At 28.0% G+C, this 20,353-nt stretch carries 20 protein-coding genes; 17 read left to right on the top strand and 3 right to left on the bottom strand.

Translation table 25 applies throughout. From position 1 onward, the window contains the following. The first annotated feature begins 9 nt into the window (after nucleotides 1–9). Entirely contained in the window at nucleotides 10–1,413 is a 1,404-nt protein-coding gene (locus HLG78_RS03335; protein ID WP_231176201.1) for an aldehyde dehydrogenase family protein, read from the top strand. A gap of 9 nt (nucleotides 1,414–1,422) precedes the next feature. Here HLG78_RS03335 and ung read toward each other — a convergent pair whose 3' ends face one another. Continuing rightward, entirely contained in the window at nucleotides 1,423–2,097 is a 675-nt protein-coding gene (gene ung / locus HLG78_RS03330) for a uracil-DNA glycosylase (protein WP_231176200.1), read from the bottom strand. Between the two features lie 238 nt (nucleotides 2,098–2,335). Here ung and HLG78_RS05410 point away from each other — a divergent pair, with 238 nt between their 5' ends. Then, complete coding sequence (locus tag HLG78_RS05410) at nucleotides 2,336–2,458, top strand: hypothetical protein (RefSeq protein WP_275670604.1); 123 nt, start codon at nucleotides 2,336–2,338, stop codon at nucleotides 2,456–2,458. A gap of 70 nt (nucleotides 2,459–2,528) precedes the next feature. Here the strand turns inward: HLG78_RS05410 and HLG78_RS03325 are convergent, their stop codons facing one another. Continuing rightward, complete coding sequence (locus tag HLG78_RS03325; protein WP_231176199.1) at nucleotides 2,529–5,138, bottom strand: ATP-dependent Clp protease ATP-binding subunit; 2,610 nt, start codon at nucleotides 5,136–5,138, stop codon at nucleotides 2,529–2,531. Between the two features lie 170 nt (nucleotides 5,139–5,308). On the opposite strand from HLG78_RS03325, the gene HLG78_RS03320 reads away from it, so the two are divergent. The 15 genes from HLG78_RS03320 to HLG78_RS03250 all read left to right on the top strand — a co-directional run bounded on the left by HLG78_RS03320 (nucleotide 5,309) and on the right by HLG78_RS03250 (nucleotide 18,972). After that, nucleotides 5,309–6,298 carry a DNA-processing protein DprA gene (locus tag HLG78_RS03320; RefSeq protein WP_231176198.1) on the top strand — a complete coding sequence of 330 codons (990 nt, stop codon included), beginning with the start codon at nucleotides 5,309–5,311 and terminating at the stop codon, nucleotides 6,296–6,298. 93 nt (nucleotides 6,299–6,391) lie between these two features. After that, complete coding sequence (locus tag HLG78_RS03315; RefSeq protein WP_231176197.1) at nucleotides 6,392–6,658, top strand: hypothetical protein; 267 nt, start codon at nucleotides 6,392–6,394, stop codon at nucleotides 6,656–6,658. Nucleotides 6,659–6,684: 26 nt separating this feature from the next. After that, entirely contained in the window at nucleotides 6,685–7,038 is a 354-nt protein-coding gene (locus tag HLG78_RS03310) for a hypothetical protein (protein ID WP_231176196.1), read from the top strand. A 158-nt stretch (nucleotides 7,039–7,196) separates the two neighbouring features. Continuing rightward, entirely contained in the window at nucleotides 7,197–7,910 is a 714-nt protein-coding gene (gene pyrH, locus HLG78_RS03305; RefSeq protein WP_231176195.1) for a UMP kinase, read from the top strand. A 201-nt stretch (nucleotides 7,911–8,111) separates the two neighbouring features. Continuing rightward, nucleotides 8,112–9,605 carry a MiaB/RimO family radical SAM methylthiotransferase gene (locus tag HLG78_RS03300; protein ID WP_275670603.1) on the top strand — a complete coding sequence of 498 codons (1,494 nt, stop codon included), beginning with the start codon at nucleotides 8,112–8,114 and terminating at the stop codon, nucleotides 9,603–9,605. Nucleotides 9,606–9,719: 114 nt separating this feature from the next. After that, on the top strand, nucleotides 9,720–10,361 hold the full coding sequence (locus HLG78_RS03295; RefSeq protein ID WP_231176193.1) for a hypothetical protein: 642 nt from the start codon (nucleotides 9,720–9,722) through the stop codon (nucleotides 10,359–10,361). Between the two features lie 20 nt (nucleotides 10,362–10,381). Then, nucleotides 10,382–10,615: a hypothetical protein gene (locus tag HLG78_RS03290; RefSeq protein WP_231176192.1), complete on the top strand. Its 234-nt coding sequence runs from the start codon at nucleotides 10,382–10,384 to the stop codon at nucleotides 10,613–10,615. A 191-nt stretch (nucleotides 10,616–10,806) separates the two neighbouring features. Beyond that, nucleotides 10,807–11,937 (top strand): amino acid--tRNA ligase-related protein, encoded by a 1,131-nt coding sequence (locus HLG78_RS03285; protein WP_231176191.1) that lies wholly within the window; start codon nucleotides 10,807–10,809, stop codon nucleotides 11,935–11,937. Nucleotides 11,938–11,941: 4 nt separating this feature from the next. After that, on the top strand, nucleotides 11,942–13,129 hold the full coding sequence (locus tag HLG78_RS03280) for a hypothetical protein (RefSeq protein WP_231176190.1): 1,188 nt from the start codon (nucleotides 11,942–11,944) through the stop codon (nucleotides 13,127–13,129). Between the two features lie 103 nt (nucleotides 13,130–13,232). After that, the gene (locus HLG78_RS03275; protein ID WP_231176189.1) at nucleotides 13,233–14,261 is read left to right on the top strand and encodes a S66 family peptidase; all 1,029 of its coding nucleotides are present in this window, start codon (nucleotides 13,233–13,235) and stop codon (nucleotides 14,259–14,261) included. 25 nt (nucleotides 14,262–14,286) lie between these two features. Then, nucleotides 14,287–15,126, top strand: coding sequence for a class I SAM-dependent methyltransferase (locus tag HLG78_RS03270; RefSeq protein WP_231176188.1), 840 nt, complete (start codon nucleotides 14,287–14,289; stop codon nucleotides 15,124–15,126). 95 nt (nucleotides 15,127–15,221) lie between these two features. Beyond that, on the top strand, nucleotides 15,222–15,884 hold the full coding sequence (locus HLG78_RS03265) for a hypothetical protein (RefSeq protein ID WP_231176187.1): 663 nt from the start codon (nucleotides 15,222–15,224) through the stop codon (nucleotides 15,882–15,884). A gap of 27 nt (nucleotides 15,885–15,911) precedes the next feature. Beyond that, nucleotides 15,912–16,274: a hypothetical protein gene (locus HLG78_RS03260; protein WP_231176186.1), complete on the top strand. Its 363-nt coding sequence runs from the start codon at nucleotides 15,912–15,914 to the stop codon at nucleotides 16,272–16,274. Nucleotides 16,275–16,312: 38 nt separating this feature from the next. After that, the gene (locus tag HLG78_RS03255; RefSeq protein ID WP_231176185.1) at nucleotides 16,313–17,077 is read left to right on the top strand and encodes a hypothetical protein; all 765 of its coding nucleotides are present in this window, start codon (nucleotides 16,313–16,315) and stop codon (nucleotides 17,075–17,077) included. A gap of 20 nt (nucleotides 17,078–17,097) precedes the next feature. Next, on the top strand, nucleotides 17,098–18,972 hold the full coding sequence (locus HLG78_RS03250) for a hypothetical protein (protein ID WP_231176184.1): 1,875 nt from the start codon (nucleotides 17,098–17,100) through the stop codon (nucleotides 18,970–18,972). A gap of 179 nt (nucleotides 18,973–19,151) precedes the next feature. Here HLG78_RS03250 and HLG78_RS03245 read toward each other — a convergent pair whose 3' ends face one another. Next, a complete protein-coding gene (locus HLG78_RS03245) occupies nucleotides 19,152–20,333 on the bottom strand; it encodes an IS4 family transposase (RefSeq protein ID WP_231176183.1) in 1,182 nt (393 codons plus the stop codon). Between the last annotated feature and the right edge of the window lie 20 nt (nucleotides 20,334–20,353).

Below are 20,353 nucleotides of genomic sequence, written 5' to 3'. Positions count from 1 at the left end.
GAAGGTTTAATGTCACAAATAATATCTATAAATCCGGCCACAGAAGAACTAATAGCAAGATACGATTATATTTCTAAAGAAGAAATAGATCAAAAAATCAAAAAAGCAGAAAAAACTTTTTATGAATGGAAAAAAGTTTCATGAAATGAAAAAAAACAGTATTTTCTAAATCTTGCAGAACTGATACAAAAAGAAAAGTCCAACTTGGCAGATCTAGAATCCAAAGAAATGGGTATGCCTTATCATGTTTCTTATCAAGGTATTGATAAGTCTGTAGGTCTTATAAAATGGTTTGCAGAAAATTTTCAAGATATTCTCAAAGAGCAATATTACCAATCAGAGGGTGTAAAAGTAAAATCCCAGTATGATCCTTTGTGAGTGATATATGGTATAGCTCCTTGGAATTTTCCTTTCAATCAAGTTCTTAGGGCAGCAGTCCCAAACATTTTGGCTGGAAATACTACAATATATAAACATGCAGAAAATGTTCCTTTGTGTTGAGAAAAGTTGGAGGAGCTTTTTAAAAAGGCAGGATTTCCTGATTGAGTTTATCAAGATATCAAAGCATCTACCAAAGATACCGAATATATTATTTCTCAAAAAGCTATTGCTTGAGTAAATCTAACATGATCAGAAAATGCAGGAAGTATTGTTGGTTCTTTGGCAGGAAAGTATCTGAAACCGTCAGTATTAGAGCTTGGTGGGAATGATGCATTTATTGTGGCAGATACAAGTGATTTGAGTGGTGTGGCCAAAGAAGCTGTAAAGGCAAGAGTTTCAAATTGTTGACAAAAATGTAATTCTTCAAAAAGGTTTATAGTAAGAGAAAGTGAGTATGATAAATTTTGTGAATATTTCAAGGAACATATGGAAAATTTGATAGTATGAGATCCAATGGATTCAAATACACAAGTATGACCAATAGCAAGACAAGATCTAAGAGACAAACTCCATTATCAAGTTCAGCAAACCATTCAACAATGAGCCAAACTTCTTACTTGATGATACAAAATGGAATGATCTTGATATTATTATGCTCCTACTGTGTTGGCAGATGTTACTTCTTGAATGACTTCTTATCAAGAAGAACTATTTGGGCCTGTGGCTTCTATTATCAAAGTAAAAGATTTGGATGAGGCTGTAGAAGTTGCCAACAATTCTGATTTTGGTCTTTGTGGTTGTGTTTATGGAGATGATATAAATCAAACTGTTGATATTGCTTCAAGGATACATACTGGTATGGTGTTTATCAATCAACCTGCTGGTTCCAAGGCAAGCTTACCTTTTGGTGGTGTTAAGAAATCAGGTTATTGAAAAGAAAACTGACCTGAATGATTAAAAGCATTTACCAACAAAAAAGTAATAGTTTATAATCCTCAAGAAGAAAATAAAAATAATCCTAATTTTTGTTAGTTAATCTAATTATATTTTTCGTATAATTTCTTTTTTTCATTGATTTTTTAAAATTTCATTTACCCTGGAAAAATGTTTGCATCCAAAAAAACCTCTATTTGCTGAAAATGGACTTGGATGTGCTGCTTCTAGTATATAATGTTTATTTTTATCTATCAATGAGTTTTTCTCTTTGGCATAATTTCACCAAAGAAGAAATATGATTCATGACTTGTTTTCTGAAATTGTTTTGATTACAGAGTCTGTAAACTCTTCCCATCATTGTCATTTGTGTGAACCTGCTTGTCATTTTCTCACAGTTAGAGTAGTGTTTAGTAGAAGTATTCATTGTTCTGCCCATTTTCACAAATCTCCAGAAGATCACATTTCTATTCAAAGATCGTTTTGGATCTCTTTGTATATGTTTTGTAAGGAAGGTGGTCTTGATATTCATTCATTTACAGAAAAAGCAAGTCAATTGGCTTGATCTGGTCAGTGATAAGGATCTTGTCATATTATTACAACTTTAAGCTTATCATAGGGGCATTTATCAAAAGCAGAGAAAATTTTTTCTCCGGGAGGGTAAACTTCATGATTTTGTTTTTCTTTGATTAAAAATTGTTTGAGATCTATGAAATAGTCTTTTTGGAATTCATCTTTTAGTGCAGAAAACCAGGATTTTTCTATTTTGGGATTTACTTTCATTTGGATGAGTGATTTGATATAGATAAAATTTTTGTTAGTATAATAGTTTGTTTTGTGTTATCAATATTTTTTGTGTAAATTTTTTTAAAATTGTGTGTTTGAAAAATTATTTAGTGTTTTATTGTAATTTAAATCTTAAAATCTTAAATAAAGACAACTTTCTCATAAATTTGCATTTTTGTGTCAAAATATTTATAATTTATATTAGGATATATTTTTAATATATAAAAACCAAATCATGGGTGTTGAAAACCCACCAGAAAGAACTCCTGAAGAGGAGGAAATAGAAAACACTAGGAAAGAGTTGTCCCAACTTGAAGAAGAGCTCAAAATGGCAGAAAAAAGATTGGATAAAAAATAATATTTTCTGTGTTCAAAAAAAAGAGTAATCCAAAAACTTTAGATTACTCTCTGTTTAAATTTTCAAATATTTATTTACTACTAAATTCCAACTTTTCTCAATTTTTTGAGCTTATTTGTACTGTTGCTCATTCTTTGATTTCTCAGTTTACTATTTTCATAGCTAATTCATCTAGTATATGTTTTTGAATAGCTCTATTTAGTGGTCTTGCACCAAAACTAGGATCCCATCAAACTTTGGCTAAGAATTCTTTTGCTTCGTCATTTATTTCTAGACTTATTCATTTGTCTTTGCCAAGTTTTGATTGATATTCTTGGATTTGGATATCTATAATGTTTTTGATCATATCTTTGTTGATAGGGTTGAATACTATGATGTCATCAATCCTGTTGATAAATTCAGGTCTAAAATAATTTCATAAATTACTCATTACTTGATTTTCAACTTGTTCTCTTGTTTCTTGAGAGTTGTTTTCTCAAAGTTTTTCCATAATAAGATCCGAAGATATATTACTTGTCATTATCAATATAGTATTGCTGAAGTTGACTGTTCTTCACTGACTATCTGTAAGTCTACCATCATCTAGTACTTGCAAAAGTATATTGAAAACATCAGTATGAGCTTTTTCTATTTCATCTAGTAGTATTACAGAATAAGGTTTTCTTCTAATATTTTCTGTTAGCTGTCATCATTCTTCGTGTCATACATATCCTGGAGGAGCACCTACAAGTCTGCTTACAGAATGTTTTTCCATGTATTCAGACATATCAATTCTTACCATAGCACTTTCATCGTTGAACAAGAATTTGGCAAGAGATTTAGCAAGTTGTGTTTTCCCAACTCAGGTAGGTCAAAGAAACAAGAAAGAACCTATTGGTTTTGATTCGTCTTTTAGTCAGGCTCTTGATCTTCTGATGGCATTGGCTACATGGTTTATTGCTTTTTCTTGTCATATTACTTGTGAGGAAATATGTTCTTCTATTTTGGCAAGTTTTTCTTTTTCGCTTTCTACAAGTTTTGATGCTGGAATTCATGTTCGTTTACTTATGATTGATGCAATATCTTCTGGTTGGACTATATCTTTGATAGCTACTGATCATTGAGTTTTTGCATTTTCTATTTTTTCTTCGTATTGTTTGAGTTGTTCTTGTAGTTTTGGTATTTCACCATACCTTATTTCTGCTACTTTGTTGTAGTCGGTTTGTTTTTCTGCCATAGCAGCTTGGTGTTCTGCTTGTTGGATTTTTTCTTTTAGGTTTTGTACTTCCAAAACCATTTTTCTTTCTTCTTCCCAAGCAGATTTCATGCTTTGATATTTTTCTTTCAAGTCTGCTATCTCTTTGTCTATTTGCTGGAGTCTTTCTTTGTTTTTTTCAGTTTTTTCTAGATTTAGGGCTTGTTTTTCAATTTCAAGTTGGCTTAGTTTTTTTTCTAATCCTTGAATTTCTTCTGGCATAGAAGTAAGAGACATTTTCACACTAGCTGCAGCCTCATCCAAAAGATCTATAGCTTTGTCTGGCAAGAATCTTTCTGTAATATATTTGGTAGAAAGATCTACCGAAGCAACTACAGCATCATCTTGTATTTTTACTCAATGATGAGCTTCATATCTTTCTTTTATTCATCTAAGTATAGCAATACTATCTTGTGGTGTAGGTTCATCTACATTTACTTTTTGCATTCTTCTTTCAAGTGCTGGATCTTTTTCTATATATTTTCTGTATTCATTGAGAGTGGTAGCTCAAATCATTCTTATTTTTCATCTGGCAAGTTCTGGTTTTATCATATTTCACATATCCATAGATCATTCTGTTTTTCAGGTACCAACCACACTATGTACTTCATCTATGAAAAGTATTATTTCTCACTCAGCTTCGTTTAATTCTTTTAGTACAGCTTTTAGTCTCTCTTCAAACTCTCATCTGTATTTACTTCCTGCCATCATGCTTCAAATATCCAGTTCTATTATCTTTTTGTTGAGCAGGCTTTCAGGTACTTCTCATTTTGTGATCAGTTGGGCTATTCATTCTACAATGGCTGTTTTACCAACTCATGGGTCTCAGACAAGTACAGGATTGTTTTTGGTCCTTCTGGATAGTATTTGTAGAGTTCTTCTGATTTCGTCTTCTCTTCATATTACAGGATCCATTTTTCATTCTTGGGCTTCTTTGGTGATGTCTCTTCAGTACTTTTCCAAAGCATTTGTATTGGCTTCGGGATCTTGGCTTTGTATTGGTTGTTGTCATTTTACTTGTTGAGCTGCTTCTTCTACCTGTTTTTTGGTAATTCACAAATTTTCCAAAGTATTTTTGGTGAATTCGTTTTTGATATTAAACATACTTACCAAAAAGTGTATTGTAGTGATGTACTCATCTTTCATAGATTTGGCAACTTTTTCTGCATCTATTAATATTTTGTTGAGTTCGTTGCTTATTCCAACCTGTGTTTGTCATGAGATGGTTGGTAGTTTTTGGATGTAGTCTTGAGTTTTTTGTTTTATATTATTTGTTTCCAATCATAATTTTTGTATTATAGAAGGAATATATCAGTCTTTTTGTTCAAGCATAGCCAAAAACAGATGTGATATGTCAATATAACTGTTTTCATTCCCAACTGCTGAGTCTTGTGCTTGTTGTATAGCTTCAAAAGCTTTGCTTGTATATTTTTCAAAATTTGGCATTTTTTAAGTATTTAGATTCTAAATTTTATTATTTTAATAGCACTTATTATTGTTTGGTGCTATATTGATATTAACAATTTGTATAATTTTTTCAAGAGAATTTTATAATGTCTTGATTTTTATGTTTTGAATTATTAGAATTGCTACAATTTATTTGGTAATCTATTGTTTTGGATTTGGAAAAATTGGTGCTGTCTTATTCAATAGATGAGAACATCAAGATCTCTGATCTGAAAAACAAAAATATTCCTTCAAATCTTGACTACTCCAAAATAGGAAAATTTATGGAAGATAACAATCTTAACTTTTTTGTTGATGAGAAAGGTGCAGATTATCACTATAGGTTTTATAATACCAAATCAAAACCTTATATAGTTTATTGGAAATGAGACAGCCAAATACTTGATAAAAAAACAATTTGAATAGTTTGACCTAGGAAGCCGTCAAATTATTGAAAAAAAGTTTTGGAAGAGCTTTTTGAGTATCTTTCTGATAAAGATATTGTCACCATTTCTTGACTTGCTCCATGAATAGATAGTTGGGTGGCCGAACATTCCATCAAAAATAATATCCCAACAATAGCAGTATTGTGATGATGACTTTGATATTATCTTTATTCCAACAAAAGAAACTTTATTCAAAAAATAATAGATAATTGATGACTGGTTATGTCAGAATTCAAACTCAAATCCAAACCAACCAATTTTACTTTTCCTCAAAGAAATAGAATTATAGCAGGTCTTTCAGATTTGTTGTTTTTGCCGGAGGCTTGAGATGGTTCGGGGAGTTTGATAACAGTAGATTTTGCTCTAAAAAGTAATGTGCCAGTATACGCAACTCCCTGAAGGATTTTTGACACTCAAAGTGAATGAGTAAATCAGCTTATCAAAGACAAAAAAATTGGTTTGGTATCAGGTATAAAATCTTTTGTGGAAGATAATTTCTGAAAGATCCAAGAAAAATCAAAGCCTAACATATCAAACCTTTCAACTGAAGAGAAAAAAATATATCATTTTGTGTTTGAGCATAATTGATGTTCATATCAAGAAATAGCAAATTGAGTAGACTTGGACTCGTCTGAAATTCTTGTAGTTTTGTCTTCTTTGGAGTTGCAATGATTGATAAAAGAAGAGTTACCAGATAGCTGGGTGGTGGTATAGATTTATAAAAGAATGGCTAAAAATGTGCTTTTAAGTTTGACATAGATATAAAAAATATTATAATTGATAATATATTTATAAGTATAATAAAGTATGATGGAAAACGATCTTGATTTTAAAATAATGCAAATATTAGAGGAATTGTATTATATAGATACCGAACAAAGACAAAAACTAAAAAATTACTTAAATTTACTAAAAGAAGACAAAAAGAAAAAACTATTTGTTCTTTTGTATGAAAGATATCAAAAAGCAATAGCCAGGCTTAGAGAATTTGTAGCAGATATCAATTTGATATCAAGACATATGGAAGAACACAAAGAGGTTCTTGATGCAGAAAGACTTTTGGAAAACTTATAAATTTATATAACTAAAACAAAAATAAAATGTGAAATATAGAAGCTCCTAGTTTTGAGGAATTAGAAAATCCTTCTGAAACCAGAGAACAAGAAGACAAAAAAGAATCTATAGACTATTCAAATGTAGAAAATCCAGATAAGGATATTGATTCCAGATTTGAAGAGTGTATTGCAAATTTTAAGCCAGGTCAATTGGCTGAATTAATGCCTGAAATGCCTTCTCAAGATGAAGAATGATACGAAGTGTTTGCAGATAGGTTAGATGAGGCCAAATGAAAGTTGGAAGAATGAAATGCAGCAGATGATGTAGATTTTTTTAGAAAATTATCAGAAGATTCAGATTTGGCTTGATTTAAAAATGTAATGGAGACAAAAAAGTAAAATATATTGTTGAAAAATTTAAAAAAAATATTATATTGTTGAATGTATGTTTTATTTCAATTTAGTTGTAGATGAACACAAAGGTATGAGATTTTAGTTGAGTAGCTAGTTAGTAAGTCACATTTTAAAATGTGACTTTTTATTTGTTTAAAAAAATAATGATAAAAAAACATCCCAAAAGAGTATTATTAAAACTTAGTTGAGAAGCATTACAATGAAGCAAAGAATATTGAATAGATGTAAAACTGCTTGAAAAGTTATCAGAAAAAATAGTTTATTTATCAAGATACAAGTGAGTTCAAATTGTTATAGTGATTTGATGATGAAATATATTTAGATGAGTGAGTGGTGCTGCAAGCGGTATTGATAGGTCTCAAGCTGATTATATGTGAATGCTTGCTACTGTGATGAATGGTATAGCTTTGGGTGATGCTATAGAAAAACAATGAAATTCAGTAAGAATAATGTCTGCATTGGAAATTCCAAAAGTTGCTGAAACATTTATTAGAAGAAGAGCTTTGAAACATCTTGAAAAATGAAGAGTTGTTTTGACAGTGAGTGGTACTTGAAATCCTTATTTTACAACTGATAGTGCTGCTGTTTTGAGGGCTTTGGAGTTGAATTGTGATTTTATGATAAAATGAACAAAGGTTGATGGTATATATGATAAAGATCCTTTTGTTGACTCTACAGCCAAGAAATATGAAAATATAGGTATCGATGAAGCTTTGGATAAGTGACTTCAAATTATGGATCAAAGTGCTATAGCTTTGGCCAAAGATGAAAAACTTCCTATTTTTGTTTGTAAGCTTATGGATATAGAAAAAATCCTCTCAAAATCTATAAAATGAACTTATGTAGATGTCACTTAAAATTTAATGCAAACTCTTATTGGTTTGATTTTTGTTTTTAAATAACTATAAATTAGTGTGTTTTTAAGGTTATAAAAACTATACTCTTGTTTAGTTGATGATAAAAAATTTCTTTGAATATGAGTGTTTTCTATGAGTTTGTTCAAATTTTGATATTCAAAGATTTAGTTACTTATTTACTTTTTTTTGATATTGTTATCAATGAAATTTCATATAATTGTATACGGATGTCAGATGAATTATTCAGATAGTGCAAGAATAAGAGCAGTTCTTATAAACTGTTGATTTTCATATGTGGAAAATATTGAAGATGCGGATATTGTTATTTTGGATACATGTTCTGTAAGACAAAAGTCAGAAGATAAAGTCTTTGGAAGATTGAAGCAGATTCCTAAAGACAAAAAAGTATGGATAACCTGATGTATGATCCAGCACAATCTAAATCTCAACAAAATGAAAAAATATGAGGAAACTATACAAAATAATTTTAACTTGTGAAATTTTCAGTGAAAATTGAAAACAAAAAATCCTATTATTGCAGGAATTTATGAAAGCAATATAGAAGATGTTTTGTATCAATACAAAAAATCAAATCCAGATATGAAGTGATTCAAAGATCAGGTTTTATTGTTGAATAATGCATTTAATCCTTTGTACAAAAAGATCAAGAAAAGGTTTGATAATTTGGAGTTGGTTTTTAGGATAGATGATCTTGGTTTTTTGCCTCAAATATTGGAAAAAATAGGTTATAAAATTGAAAAAGTTGATGAAAATATCCAAAATGAATATACTTGAATAATTCCATGATGAGCAAATCAAAATTTGGAAAAAAGGGCAAAAACTGCTTTTGTGCCAATACAAACTTGATGTTCTCAATTTTGTGCTTATTGTATAGTGCCTTATGCAAGATGACTTGAGAAAAACAGATCTTATGATGATATTTTGAAAGAAGTAGACTATCATATTAGTAATTGAGTAGAAGAGATAATATTGGTTGGACAAATAGTAAACAAGCATCCAGAATTCAACAAAATAATAAAAGCTATACTTAAATATAAAAATATTAAGTGGATAAGATATACATCACCTTATCCAACATATTATAATGATGAGTTGTTTTCTATGCATGAAAATGAGGAGAAATTGTGTCCTCATATACATATCCCCGCACAATCAGGCTCCAACAAAATCTTAAAAAAAATGTTTAGGTGATATACTGTAGAGCAGTTTAAGGAGTTTATTGATAAAATTTATTCTTTGGATAGAAATATTAGTATAACTACTGATATGATTATCTGATTCCCATCAGAGACAGAAGAAGATTTTCAGGCTTCTTTGGAGTTGGTAGAGTATGCAAAATTTGATATGATATTTATGTGAGTATATTCTCCAAGACCAGGTACTTTGTGAGCCAAAAAATATGATGATGATGTTTGGGCACAAACAAAATCAAATAGGCGATCTCAGATGAATTCTTTGCTTAGTCATATTTCTTTTGAAAATAATCAAAAAGATGTATGAAAAATACAAGATGTTATGACTACAAAAATAGATGAAAAGGCTATTATTGGATACAATGAGCAGATGAAAAATGTTATTATAAAAAAGCCAGATTATGATATGAATACAGGGAATTTTTGTTGTGTTGAGATAAAAAAATGAGATAGTTTCAATCTTTACTGAGAAATAATTTAGTATTTTCTAAAACTGCTTTGAAATACAAATCCACCCAAACAATTTATACTTGACATAATGATAAATTTTATTAAAAATCAAACAAAGTTTTTAATTTCATAATCTAAAATACTAATGGAAAAATGAATTAATCACTCATCTGAGAGAAATGAAAGCTTAAAACCAAGAGGACTAAGAAACACAACAAAGATAACTGGAGCAGCTTTAGCAACTATACTTGGGGCATCAATTATACAATCTTGAGATTGAAAGAATTTGGAGAATTGACAAACTGTATCAATACCAGGATCAGAAGTATTGGAGGAAGTAGAAAGAAAATGAGTATGAGATAGAATTTCAGAATGAATAAAATCTATGCTAGCAAAATGAGTAGACTTAGTGATACCATCAGCTCATGCATGGGACGATATAGCAGAAGATGATAGTTGGGAAGAAAAATGAGAGAAATCTTTAGAAGAAGCACAAGAAGCAGAAGAAAGAGCACAAGAAGCCCAAGAAAGAGCACAAGAAGCCCAAGAAAGAGCACAACAAGCACAAGAAGAAGCCAGAGAAGTAGAATCAACTAGAATAGAATATGTAAGAGAAATAAAAGGTTTGGTAAATTTATTGTGAGTAGATTTTGCAAATACTTGATTAGAAGAAAAACGAAACTTTTTGAAAGAAAAATGAGTACAAAGAGATCTAACAGAAGAAGAATCACAAAGAATCCTTGACTATACAGGAGATATTTCAGCTTATATAGAAGCTAATTATTAAAATTCTAAATAAAAACAAAAATGCAAAATCCAGAAGTATGACCTAGAGTAGAAGAAATAGAATCTTGAGAATCACAAGACCAAAGAGAAGATATTGAATGACAAGAAAAGCTAGAACAAGCCAATAATTTTGTAGTAGTAAACAATCTAGTAGAACAAATAGATCAAAGACATGAAAATATGGATAGTCAGACTTATTCAGAAACTTCTAGATTTCTTCAGTGTAAATTTGACAAATCCAAGATCAAATCATAGAAAAAAATAAACTTTTTTTGCAGACACACAAAGGAGAGAATATGAATAGTCAATGATTCAAAGATAAACTGATAAAAGCTGGATATATAGATAGTGTGTTATTGTAGTTTCTTGGCTCAAAATATCTTGATTTTTGGGAAATAACATTTATAAGAACGATAGTCAATAATTTTATTTTTTAATTTATAAGTATGGTTTATAAAGCTTTGAAGAATTGAGAAGTTAAGTATGTTTGAAACAATATAAACAAGTCTCAAAAAATTAATTTTAAAGAAGTTGAAACTTCTTTACTTGAAAACAGAGTTTCAAGAGTTAAAAATGAAAAAATGTTTTTGCATATTGCAAATATAGATAATGCAGTATTTCAAGCAACTGTAGAATATTTTGTAAAATTGTGAGCAAAATGGACTAATTTACCACTTACAACTCTTATGATTTCTTCTCCTTGAGAAGTATATGCATGACAAAAACTAGATTATACAACAGATACTTTACCAGTTGAACTTCCAAATTGGTTTTGAAATGACAGAAAAATATTTTTATCTGAAAGTTCTCAATTTTATTTAGAATTACAATTACTTATAAAATGACTAGATCAAGCTTTTAGTATTTATAATTCTTTTAGAAAAGAAAAATCTGATGCAACTCATTTATCTGAATTTCAACATATAGAATATGAATGAAAAGTTGATTTAGAATGAGATATTAAAGTATTTATGTGATTGTTTGAACATATTTTTAATTATGTAGTGAAAAACAACAAAGAGGATTTACTATTTTTCTTATCAGAAGAAGAACTAAAAAATAAAATTGATTTAGTAAATAAATGACCTATGAGAATATGATTTAGAGAAGCTTTAGATTTACTTTACAAAGAAACTTGAGATGAAAAATATAAAGATTTTAGTTTAAAAAATTTTTGAACTTGGGAAGAGGTAAAATTAACAGAAGTTTTAAAATCAAATGTAATTGTTGAAAAATTTCCAATGCTTCAAATCCCTTTTTATCATGCTATAGCAAAAGAAGAAATTGATGGAGTTCCAGTTGCAAAAAATGCTGATTTTATACTTTACTGATTTAGAGAAACTATATGAGCTTGAGAGAGAATAAAAGATAAGAATGTTTTACTAAAAAAAGCTGAAATATTTAATCTTCCAGAAAATGATTATTTACCATATTTACAAACAAGAGATTTTTTAGATTATGAAGTAACAAGTTGATTTTGAATGGGGTGGCAAAGATTAACTCAATGGATTACAAACCAACCATATATTTATGAAGCAACTGTGTTTCCTAGAACTCATTTAGTTCCTAATCCTTAGAAGTATGGAAAAAGAAAAGTGAATAGATTTACTTGAAAGATTAAAATCTAATTCTTTAACTGAACAGGTTATCGAAAACTTTAGAAAAAAACTTATTTCAAGATTGAAAACTTGTGATAAGAAAGAAGAAGAAATAAGTAATTTATTTCAGTTTTTTGAATCAATTCCACCAACTGATTTATATAATTTTTTAAGATTTTTTACAACGAAAACTATCTTAGATAGTATTTCGTCATGAACATTAATACAAAATTATAATAGTAATAATCTTGTAAAACCAAAACAAAAAATTGATATAAGAAAAATTAGAAAGATTGAGGATTATTTTATAGATTGTTTTTTAGATTGAACTTATGAATATTTGCAAATTTCTCCATTAAAACCACTATGATCTTCATATATAATATGAAAAAATTCTCCTTATAAAGTAATTACAACCTGATTTAATTCTGAATTAATAAATGATCCAACATATTCTTTAACATTAGAATGAGTAAGTAGATTTAAAAAAGAAAATAAAAATGATGTTTCATTATTTACAATTTCTACTTCAATAAGAAATCAAAAATTTTCAAACCCTTTATATTTACCCTATTTTAAAACTTGATCTTGAATACAAATCTGTAAAAAAGGTACTACAAATGAAGATTTTGATAAATCAATTGCAGAAATAATAAACAACAACTTAAAATTTTTAAAATATTTAAGAGAAAATTGACTTAATATATGAAAAATTACTATACAATTATCACATTGAATGATTTTATATAAAATATTAAAAGAACAATTTTGATTACAAAATCAAGAAGTTGAACAAATAGTATATAACTATAGAAATGAATACTGAAATTGATTTTCTTCTAATATTTTAAAGGATTTAAACATAGATGAAAAATATAAATTTTGAATAGATGATATCAAAGATTCAAAATATTACATTTATTTCAAAAATCTGATAAATAATATAGATATGTCTTTAATATCAAATATAGAAATAGATTTTTCAAGACTTGCATGAATTGGGCATTATAGTTGAACAATATTTACAATTTTTATAGAATGAGACAGATGAATATATACTGATATATCTGATTGATGAAGTGTTAATTGGGCAAATGAATTATTACAGACTAAGTGACTTAAACAAGTAGTATTTTGAACTGGAATAGAATTATTATGAAAAAACTTTTAATTAAATTTTATTTTTTAATTTAATAATAGTGAAAAAACTCATATTTTGAAAGAATTTATTTCAAATGAAATATTAGAATAATTTTATTAATAATTACTTAATTATGATTTTTAAAATCCCTAAAAAATTAAAAAAATGATCAAAAATAGCTGTAGTTAGTAGTTCTTGGTGATGACCTGGAACTTTCCCTTATAGATATAACAATTGAATCAAACAATTAAAAGAACATTTTTGAGTAGAAATAATTGAAATGGAAAATACAATAAAAGATCCTTGATTTGTTTATAATAATCCTAAAAAAAGAGCAGAAGACTTGATGAATGCATTTTTAGATTCAAGTATTGATGCAATATTTTCAAGTATTTGATGAGATGACAGCATTAGAATATTACCATACATTGATTTTAATATTATTAGGAATAATCCAAAAATTTATATGTGATATTCTGATAGTACTATCACGCATTTTATTTGCTACAAAGCATGATTGAGGAGTTATTATTGACCAGCAATCATGGCTTGATTTGCAGAAAATGCAGGAATGTTTGAATACATGATAGAAAGCGTAGAAAAAACATTATTTAATAATAACATAATTTGAGAAATCAAACCAAATACTAATTGATGGACTAACGAATTTTTAGATTGGTGAAATCCAGAAAATCTTAATATAAAAAGAAAATTAAATCCTAATACATGATGGAGATTTTTGCAGTGAAATTGACTTATTAAATGAGAATTATTGTGATGATGTATAGATGTATTTTATTTTATGTGGTGAACAGAACTTTGGCCAACTGCAGATGAATGGAAATGAAAAATAATGTTTTTTGAAACTTCTGAAGAAAATATATCTGAAGGCAATCTTGAAAGAATTTTGAGAACTATGTGAGTGCAATGAATTTTGGAAAATATAAATTGAATAATTGTATGAAGAGCCCAAGATGAAAAAAATTATAATGAATCTATTTTGAAAATAGTGAAGTGAGAATTTGGTTTGGATAATTTACCAATAATTACAAATATGGATTTTGGACATACAGATCCTATGTTTGTGATACCAATGTGAGCAGAAACAACTTTGGATATGGATAATCAAAAAGTTTTTATTAATGAATCCTGAGTTTTATAGTTTTTTATTTTTTAATTATTTTTTTATGAGTTATTATAATGATGTAACAAGTTATTTTTCTAAAAAAGCTTCTGAATATGATCTAGTCGATGAACAATTATATTGGGTTTTATCAGATGAATTAGCTAAAAAATTTTTAATAGATATATTAAAAGAAAATCAAAAAAATGAACTAAAATTATTAGATGCGTGAGCTTGAACTTGAAGATGGGCTTTAAATTTTTATGAAATATTAAAAAATAAAGTAGAATTAAAAGCCGATTTAATTGATATTACAAAAGAAATGCTTGATGAAGCAGATAATAAAATTAAAAAATTAAGAATTCAAAACAATTTTAAAAGTTCAGTATGAAATATTGAAAATCTAGATGATTATATAAATAATTATTATGACTTTGCTATTTCTTTTTATAATGTATTAAGTTTTGTAAATGATTATAATACAGCTATATGAGAAGTATATAAAAAATTAAATGATTGATGAAAATATATTTGAATAGTTTGAAATAAACATCATTCTTATTATTTTTCGTTGTTAACGAATAGAATTAATGAATTAGATAGTATAAATAATAATAAAATTAGATTTAACGATTTAATGCCTTATATGCATTGCTTTACCCCAGATGAATTAAGAAATCTTTTTAAGAATAATTGATTTAAAGAAGTGAAAGTTTATTGACTATTAAATTATATATATCCTTGAATGGAAGAAACATTTCTAAAATGACAAAATGAACAAAAATATAACATTTTAAAAGATAAAAATACTTTTAATAAAATTTTAGACTTAGAGTATAGCAATTTATATGATGAAAATTTAGCTTCTAGATGAAATACTTTACTATTTATTGCAACTAAGTAATATTTGACAAATCCACCCAAAAAATTTATACTTGACATAATGGTAAATTTGATTAATAATCAAAGTAAGTTTTAATTTCATAACCCAAAATACTCATGGCAGAAAGAATGAATCAAACACCAGAGACAAGGGATAAAATAGAAGAAAAAGAATCCAAATGACTAAGAAATACAGTACTGACAAGTGCGGCAGCGGCACTTTTGGCATTGAATATACAAATTTGAGATTGAAAAAATTTGGAGAATTGACAAACTGTATCAATACCAGAATCAGAAGTATTGGAGCAAGTAGAAAGAAAATGAGTATGAGATAGAATTTCAGAATGAATAAAATCTATGCTAGCAAAATGAGTAAATTTTGTAATACCACCAGCTCATGCATGGGACGATATAGCAGAAGATGATAGTATGAAAGAACAGTATGAAGAATCTCAACAAGAATTAGAACAATCTAGATCAGAATTAGAACAATCTAGATCAGAATTAGAACAATCTAGATCAGAATTAGAACAATCTAGAGAAGGATTAGAAATGACTTGAGAAATGTGAGAGAGATTAGAAGAAGATAATGAAATGGTAAATATACTAACTCAATATAGAAATTGAAATGCATCAAGGTCTGAAGCTTTTGAAGCAATAAATACAATGGAGAATAATTTACAATGGTTTGAAGAGAATAAAGAATACTCTGATGAAATTGATTTTGATTGGATACAAGAGCAAAGACAATGGATAGAAGAACAAAGGCAAACAATATAATTTCATATAATTTAGACAAAAACAAAAATGCAAAATCCAGAAGTATGACCTAGAGTAGAAGAAATAGAATCTTGAGAATCACAAGACCAAAGAGAAGATATTGAATGACAAGAAAAGCTAGAGCAAGCCAATGATTTTGTAGTAGTAAACAATCTAGTAGAACAAATAGACCAAAGACATGAAAATATGGATAGTCAGACAAAATCAGAACTCCAACAAAATTTCAAAGAAGTAATGGATATAGACAGAGAAAAATGAGAAATGTTTTTGTGATGGTTTGCAGAATTGGATATTCAGCCAAAAATGATTTGTCCAAGCAAAATATTATTTTCAAAATTTGACAAATCCACCCAAAACAAATATACTTGACATAATGATAAATTTGATTAATAATCAAACTAACTTTAATTTCCTAACACAAAATACTCATGACAGAAAAAATGAATCAAACACCTGAGACAAGGGATAAAATAGAAGAAAAAGAATCCAAATGACTAAGAAATACAGTACTGACAAGTGCGGCAGCGGCACTTTTGGCATTGAATATACAGATTTGAGATTGAAAAAATTTGGAGAATTGACAAGCTGTATCAATACCAGAATCAGAAGTATTGGAGCAAGTAGAAAGACAATGAGTATGAGATAGAATATCGGAATGAATAAAATCTATGCTAGCAAAATGAGTAGATTTTGTGATACCACCAGCTCATGCAAATCCTTTTGAAAAAGCGGCTGAAGATGATAGTAGGTGAGAAGATGATTGGAAAGAAGCAAGAGATAGTTATCAAGAGACAAGAGAAGAAAGAAAACAAGCACAAGAAAGAGCACAAGAAGCACAAGAAAGAGCACAAGAAGCACAAGAAAGAGCACAAGAAGCACAAGAGGATTTAAATATCTCTAAAGAGCTTAATGATAGACTTAATAGATGACAAGAAGCAACTAATGTTTTACTGGAATGGCAGCAATGAAATGCTGATATTGAAGAAGCAATAGATGCATATAATGTAAGAAGGGATAATCTAAATTGGTATGAGGCAAATTTTGATTTTGTTAAATCTAGATGAGTATTTTCAACTGAAGAAATAGATTCTTGGAGTAATAGTATTGATATATATAAAAGTGATATTATAGAATATATTGAGAATAACTATTCTGAAAATGATAGAGAATATTATTTAAGCAAAATTAATTAAAATTCTAAATAAAAACAAAAATGCAAAATCCAGAAGTATGACCTAGAGTAGAAGAAATAGAATCTTGAGAATCACAAGACCAAAGAGAAGATATTGAATGACAAGAAAAGCTAGAGCAAGCCAATGATTTTGTAGTAGTAAATAATCTAGTAGAACAAATAGATCAAAGACACGAAAATATGGATGATCAGATAAAGGTAGAACTCCAACAAAATTTCAAAGAAGTAATGGAAATAGACAGAGAAAAAGGAGAAACTTTTCTTGGTTGGTTTGCAGAATTGGATACTCAGCCAGAATATATTAATCAATTTTTGAACAATTTTGAAGAAGAAACAGGTGGTAGGACAATAGAAGGAATGTTTTGAGTATTAAATTCAGAAAATGAATGAAATATAAGGTCTTTTGTTTTGAAAGAATTAAATAATATGGAACAACAAGAAGTAGAAGAAGAAAAAGAAGAAGTAGAAGAAGAAAAAGAAGAAGTAGAAGTAGAAAAAGAAGAAGTAGAAGAAAAACAACAAGAAGTAAAAGAAGAAAATAAAGAGTTAATTGAAACAAGAGAAAAGTTACAAGAAACTCATGATAAGGCAAAAGAACTTCAACAAGAATTTCCTGATGAGTTTGAAAATATTGAAGAAGAAAAACAAAATGCTCTGGAGTCTATGTGAGAACAAAGAATTGCAGAGCTTGAAAATCAATGAATTGACTCAGATGAGGTAGCTACTGTGATGGCTACTCATTATATCATTGCTGGAAGTTCAAATCCAAACTTACAAAGACAAGCTGCTGAATTTAATCAATCTTATGAAGAATTATCATCCAAGTTGTGATTTTTGGACAATGCTACTGCTAGCAATTTGGACAAATCCATCAATCAATCAGAATGAGCAGATGAGTTTGTAGCCAATAATTCTTTGGATATCAATAGACAAGATTTTGAAAAGTTTGATGATACAGACCAAGCTATTGCTGATACCCAATTTGAGATAAATAATACTATGCTTACAAAATATTGAGAATATCTATCTGATAAACTATCAGTTTTTCAAGATTTTGAAAACACAGCTGATCAGATGCAAGTCCAAAACCAAGAAATACATTCAGATGGTTCTTATAGTATGGAGTTTCAAATCTGAGATGCTAATGGTGAATTGGAAGTAAATTCCAAGTGAGAATTGTTTGTGACAAATTTTTTATCTTCTCAAGAATGAGCATTACAAGCATCCAAAGAAAAACTAGAATGAATAAATGTCTTGTCTTTGAGTGATTTTACAAATCAAATAGATTCCAATTTTGTATGAGAAATAGCAACTGATAGTTCAAATCCGGATGAGCTTTTGGAAAATGCTAGATCTGCTACATCAGAAAAGTTTGATTCTTTTATACAAGAGAACCAAGATAAATTTTCTCAATCTATGCTAAATGCAAATGTACAAAAGATTAGTTCAGCTAATTGAATAATTTCTCATTATCAACCACCAAGTGATGCTATCTCTTATGCAAACGGAGAAAAACTTACCCAAGAATCAAATCCTGAAATGTTTAGGTTTGCAGATATTATGAAAAATACTTTGGATAGACAAACTCCTGATGAAGCACAACAATTAAGAATGAATTTTGATGCTTTGGCATGATTTGGTGAAAAAGACTCTTTACCAGATGAAAATATGAAATCCATGCTTGATGCTTTTCAAAAACCAGATGATAGTAGTGAGTATATGTGATTTGTAGAAAACTTTCTAGTTATCAAAGATGGAAGAGAAAGTTTTGATGCAAATAAATTTTCCAATTTTGTAGATTCAGTTTATAGAAAAGAAGAATTTGATTTTCAAAAAAATAATTCAGAAGAATCTATTGCAGATGCAAGACTGGAAGAAATGCTAAAAACTGTTTAAAATTATAATCCCTTTTTTTTATGAACAGAAATTTTGATTTGGCTTTTGGTTATTACAAAGAGTATGAAAACAATTTAAAAACAAAACCAAGCAAATTTCAAAAGAACAAACTAATTTCATGTTTTGGTGAGATTTTGGATTTTTTGAAGGGGGTCACCCCAGTCTTGTCCGAAACCTTATTAAGAGTATTTATAATAATTTAAATATTTCTTTTTAAGAAGATCAACATCTCCTCAGATTGCTATTGCTAGCTCAATTAAAATTAATTCATCTAATTCAGCAATAAATCTTCTTTTAGCTTCTTTGTAGGATTTTATACTGTTTTTTGATTTATATACTATTACAAGTATTGATGTTATTAGTGTCATATATAGCATATTCATTATTCAATTCTTTGATCTTGATACAAAATGACTAAATCAAAATTCTTGTTTTATAAATCTAAAAAATACTTCTATATCCCATCTCCTTGCATAAAATTCTGTTATTTCTTCTGCTGTGAAATTATACATATTTGTTATAAATAAAAATACTTCATTTTTTTGATTTATTGCTTTTATTAATCTTAATTCTTTTTCTAATATATCTCATCATTTTCAATATAATTTTACTATTTCATCACATTCTAACACTAAATTTCATACTTTTATTCATTCTACTTCTTTATTTTGTCTTATAACTTGATACTTAGTATTTTGTCTTAATCTACTTACAAAATTTGTATTTTTATCTATTAGCTTTGAATAAGTTTCTCTTTTTTGAACTCATCTATCAAATAATAATATTTGATTTTTAGATGTTGTCTCTTGTAAAATAGTTTCTCATAATGCTACATCTTCACTACTTGCTTTTTGCTCTTCATAAACTGAAACTTTATTTGGCAACAATCACTTTAATCAGACTGTAAATTTTATATGTCTTTCATCTGGACTTCATGCTTTTATTCAAAACTTAAGTAGTTTTTCTGATATTCAAACTAATGTAGAATCAAATCTCTTTAGCACCACCTTCATTTTTGTTGCTCATATTTTTAATACTTTTTCAAACTTTTTACTTATTTCTTCAAACAATTTCTCAAAGAATTTATAATCCATGTTTATAAGTCTATCACTTATAGTTGTATGTCTTGTTTGTTGTTCTCATTTATCTGCATATTGAGTAAATTCAGGACTGTTATATATTGATGCTAATGTTCTTTGTGTTAAATTATCTCAATCTAATATTCACATTAATAACAGTTTAAACATTACCTTTCAACTCATTTTTTTAACTTGATGATTTATATTACAGTTTTTTTCTAATTTTTCTATAAATTCATCAGGTATTATTTCTAATATCTGTTTTACATTAATTCCTTCCATATTTAAATATATTTTATTAT

It is taken from the genome of Candidatus Absconditicoccus praedator (genome assembly GCF_021057185.1).
Taxonomy (GTDB): Bacteria; Patescibacteriota; Gracilibacteria; order Absconditabacterales; family Absconditicoccaceae; genus Absconditicoccus; species Absconditicoccus praedator.
This window is presented reverse-complemented; position numbering and strand designations above follow the sequence as displayed.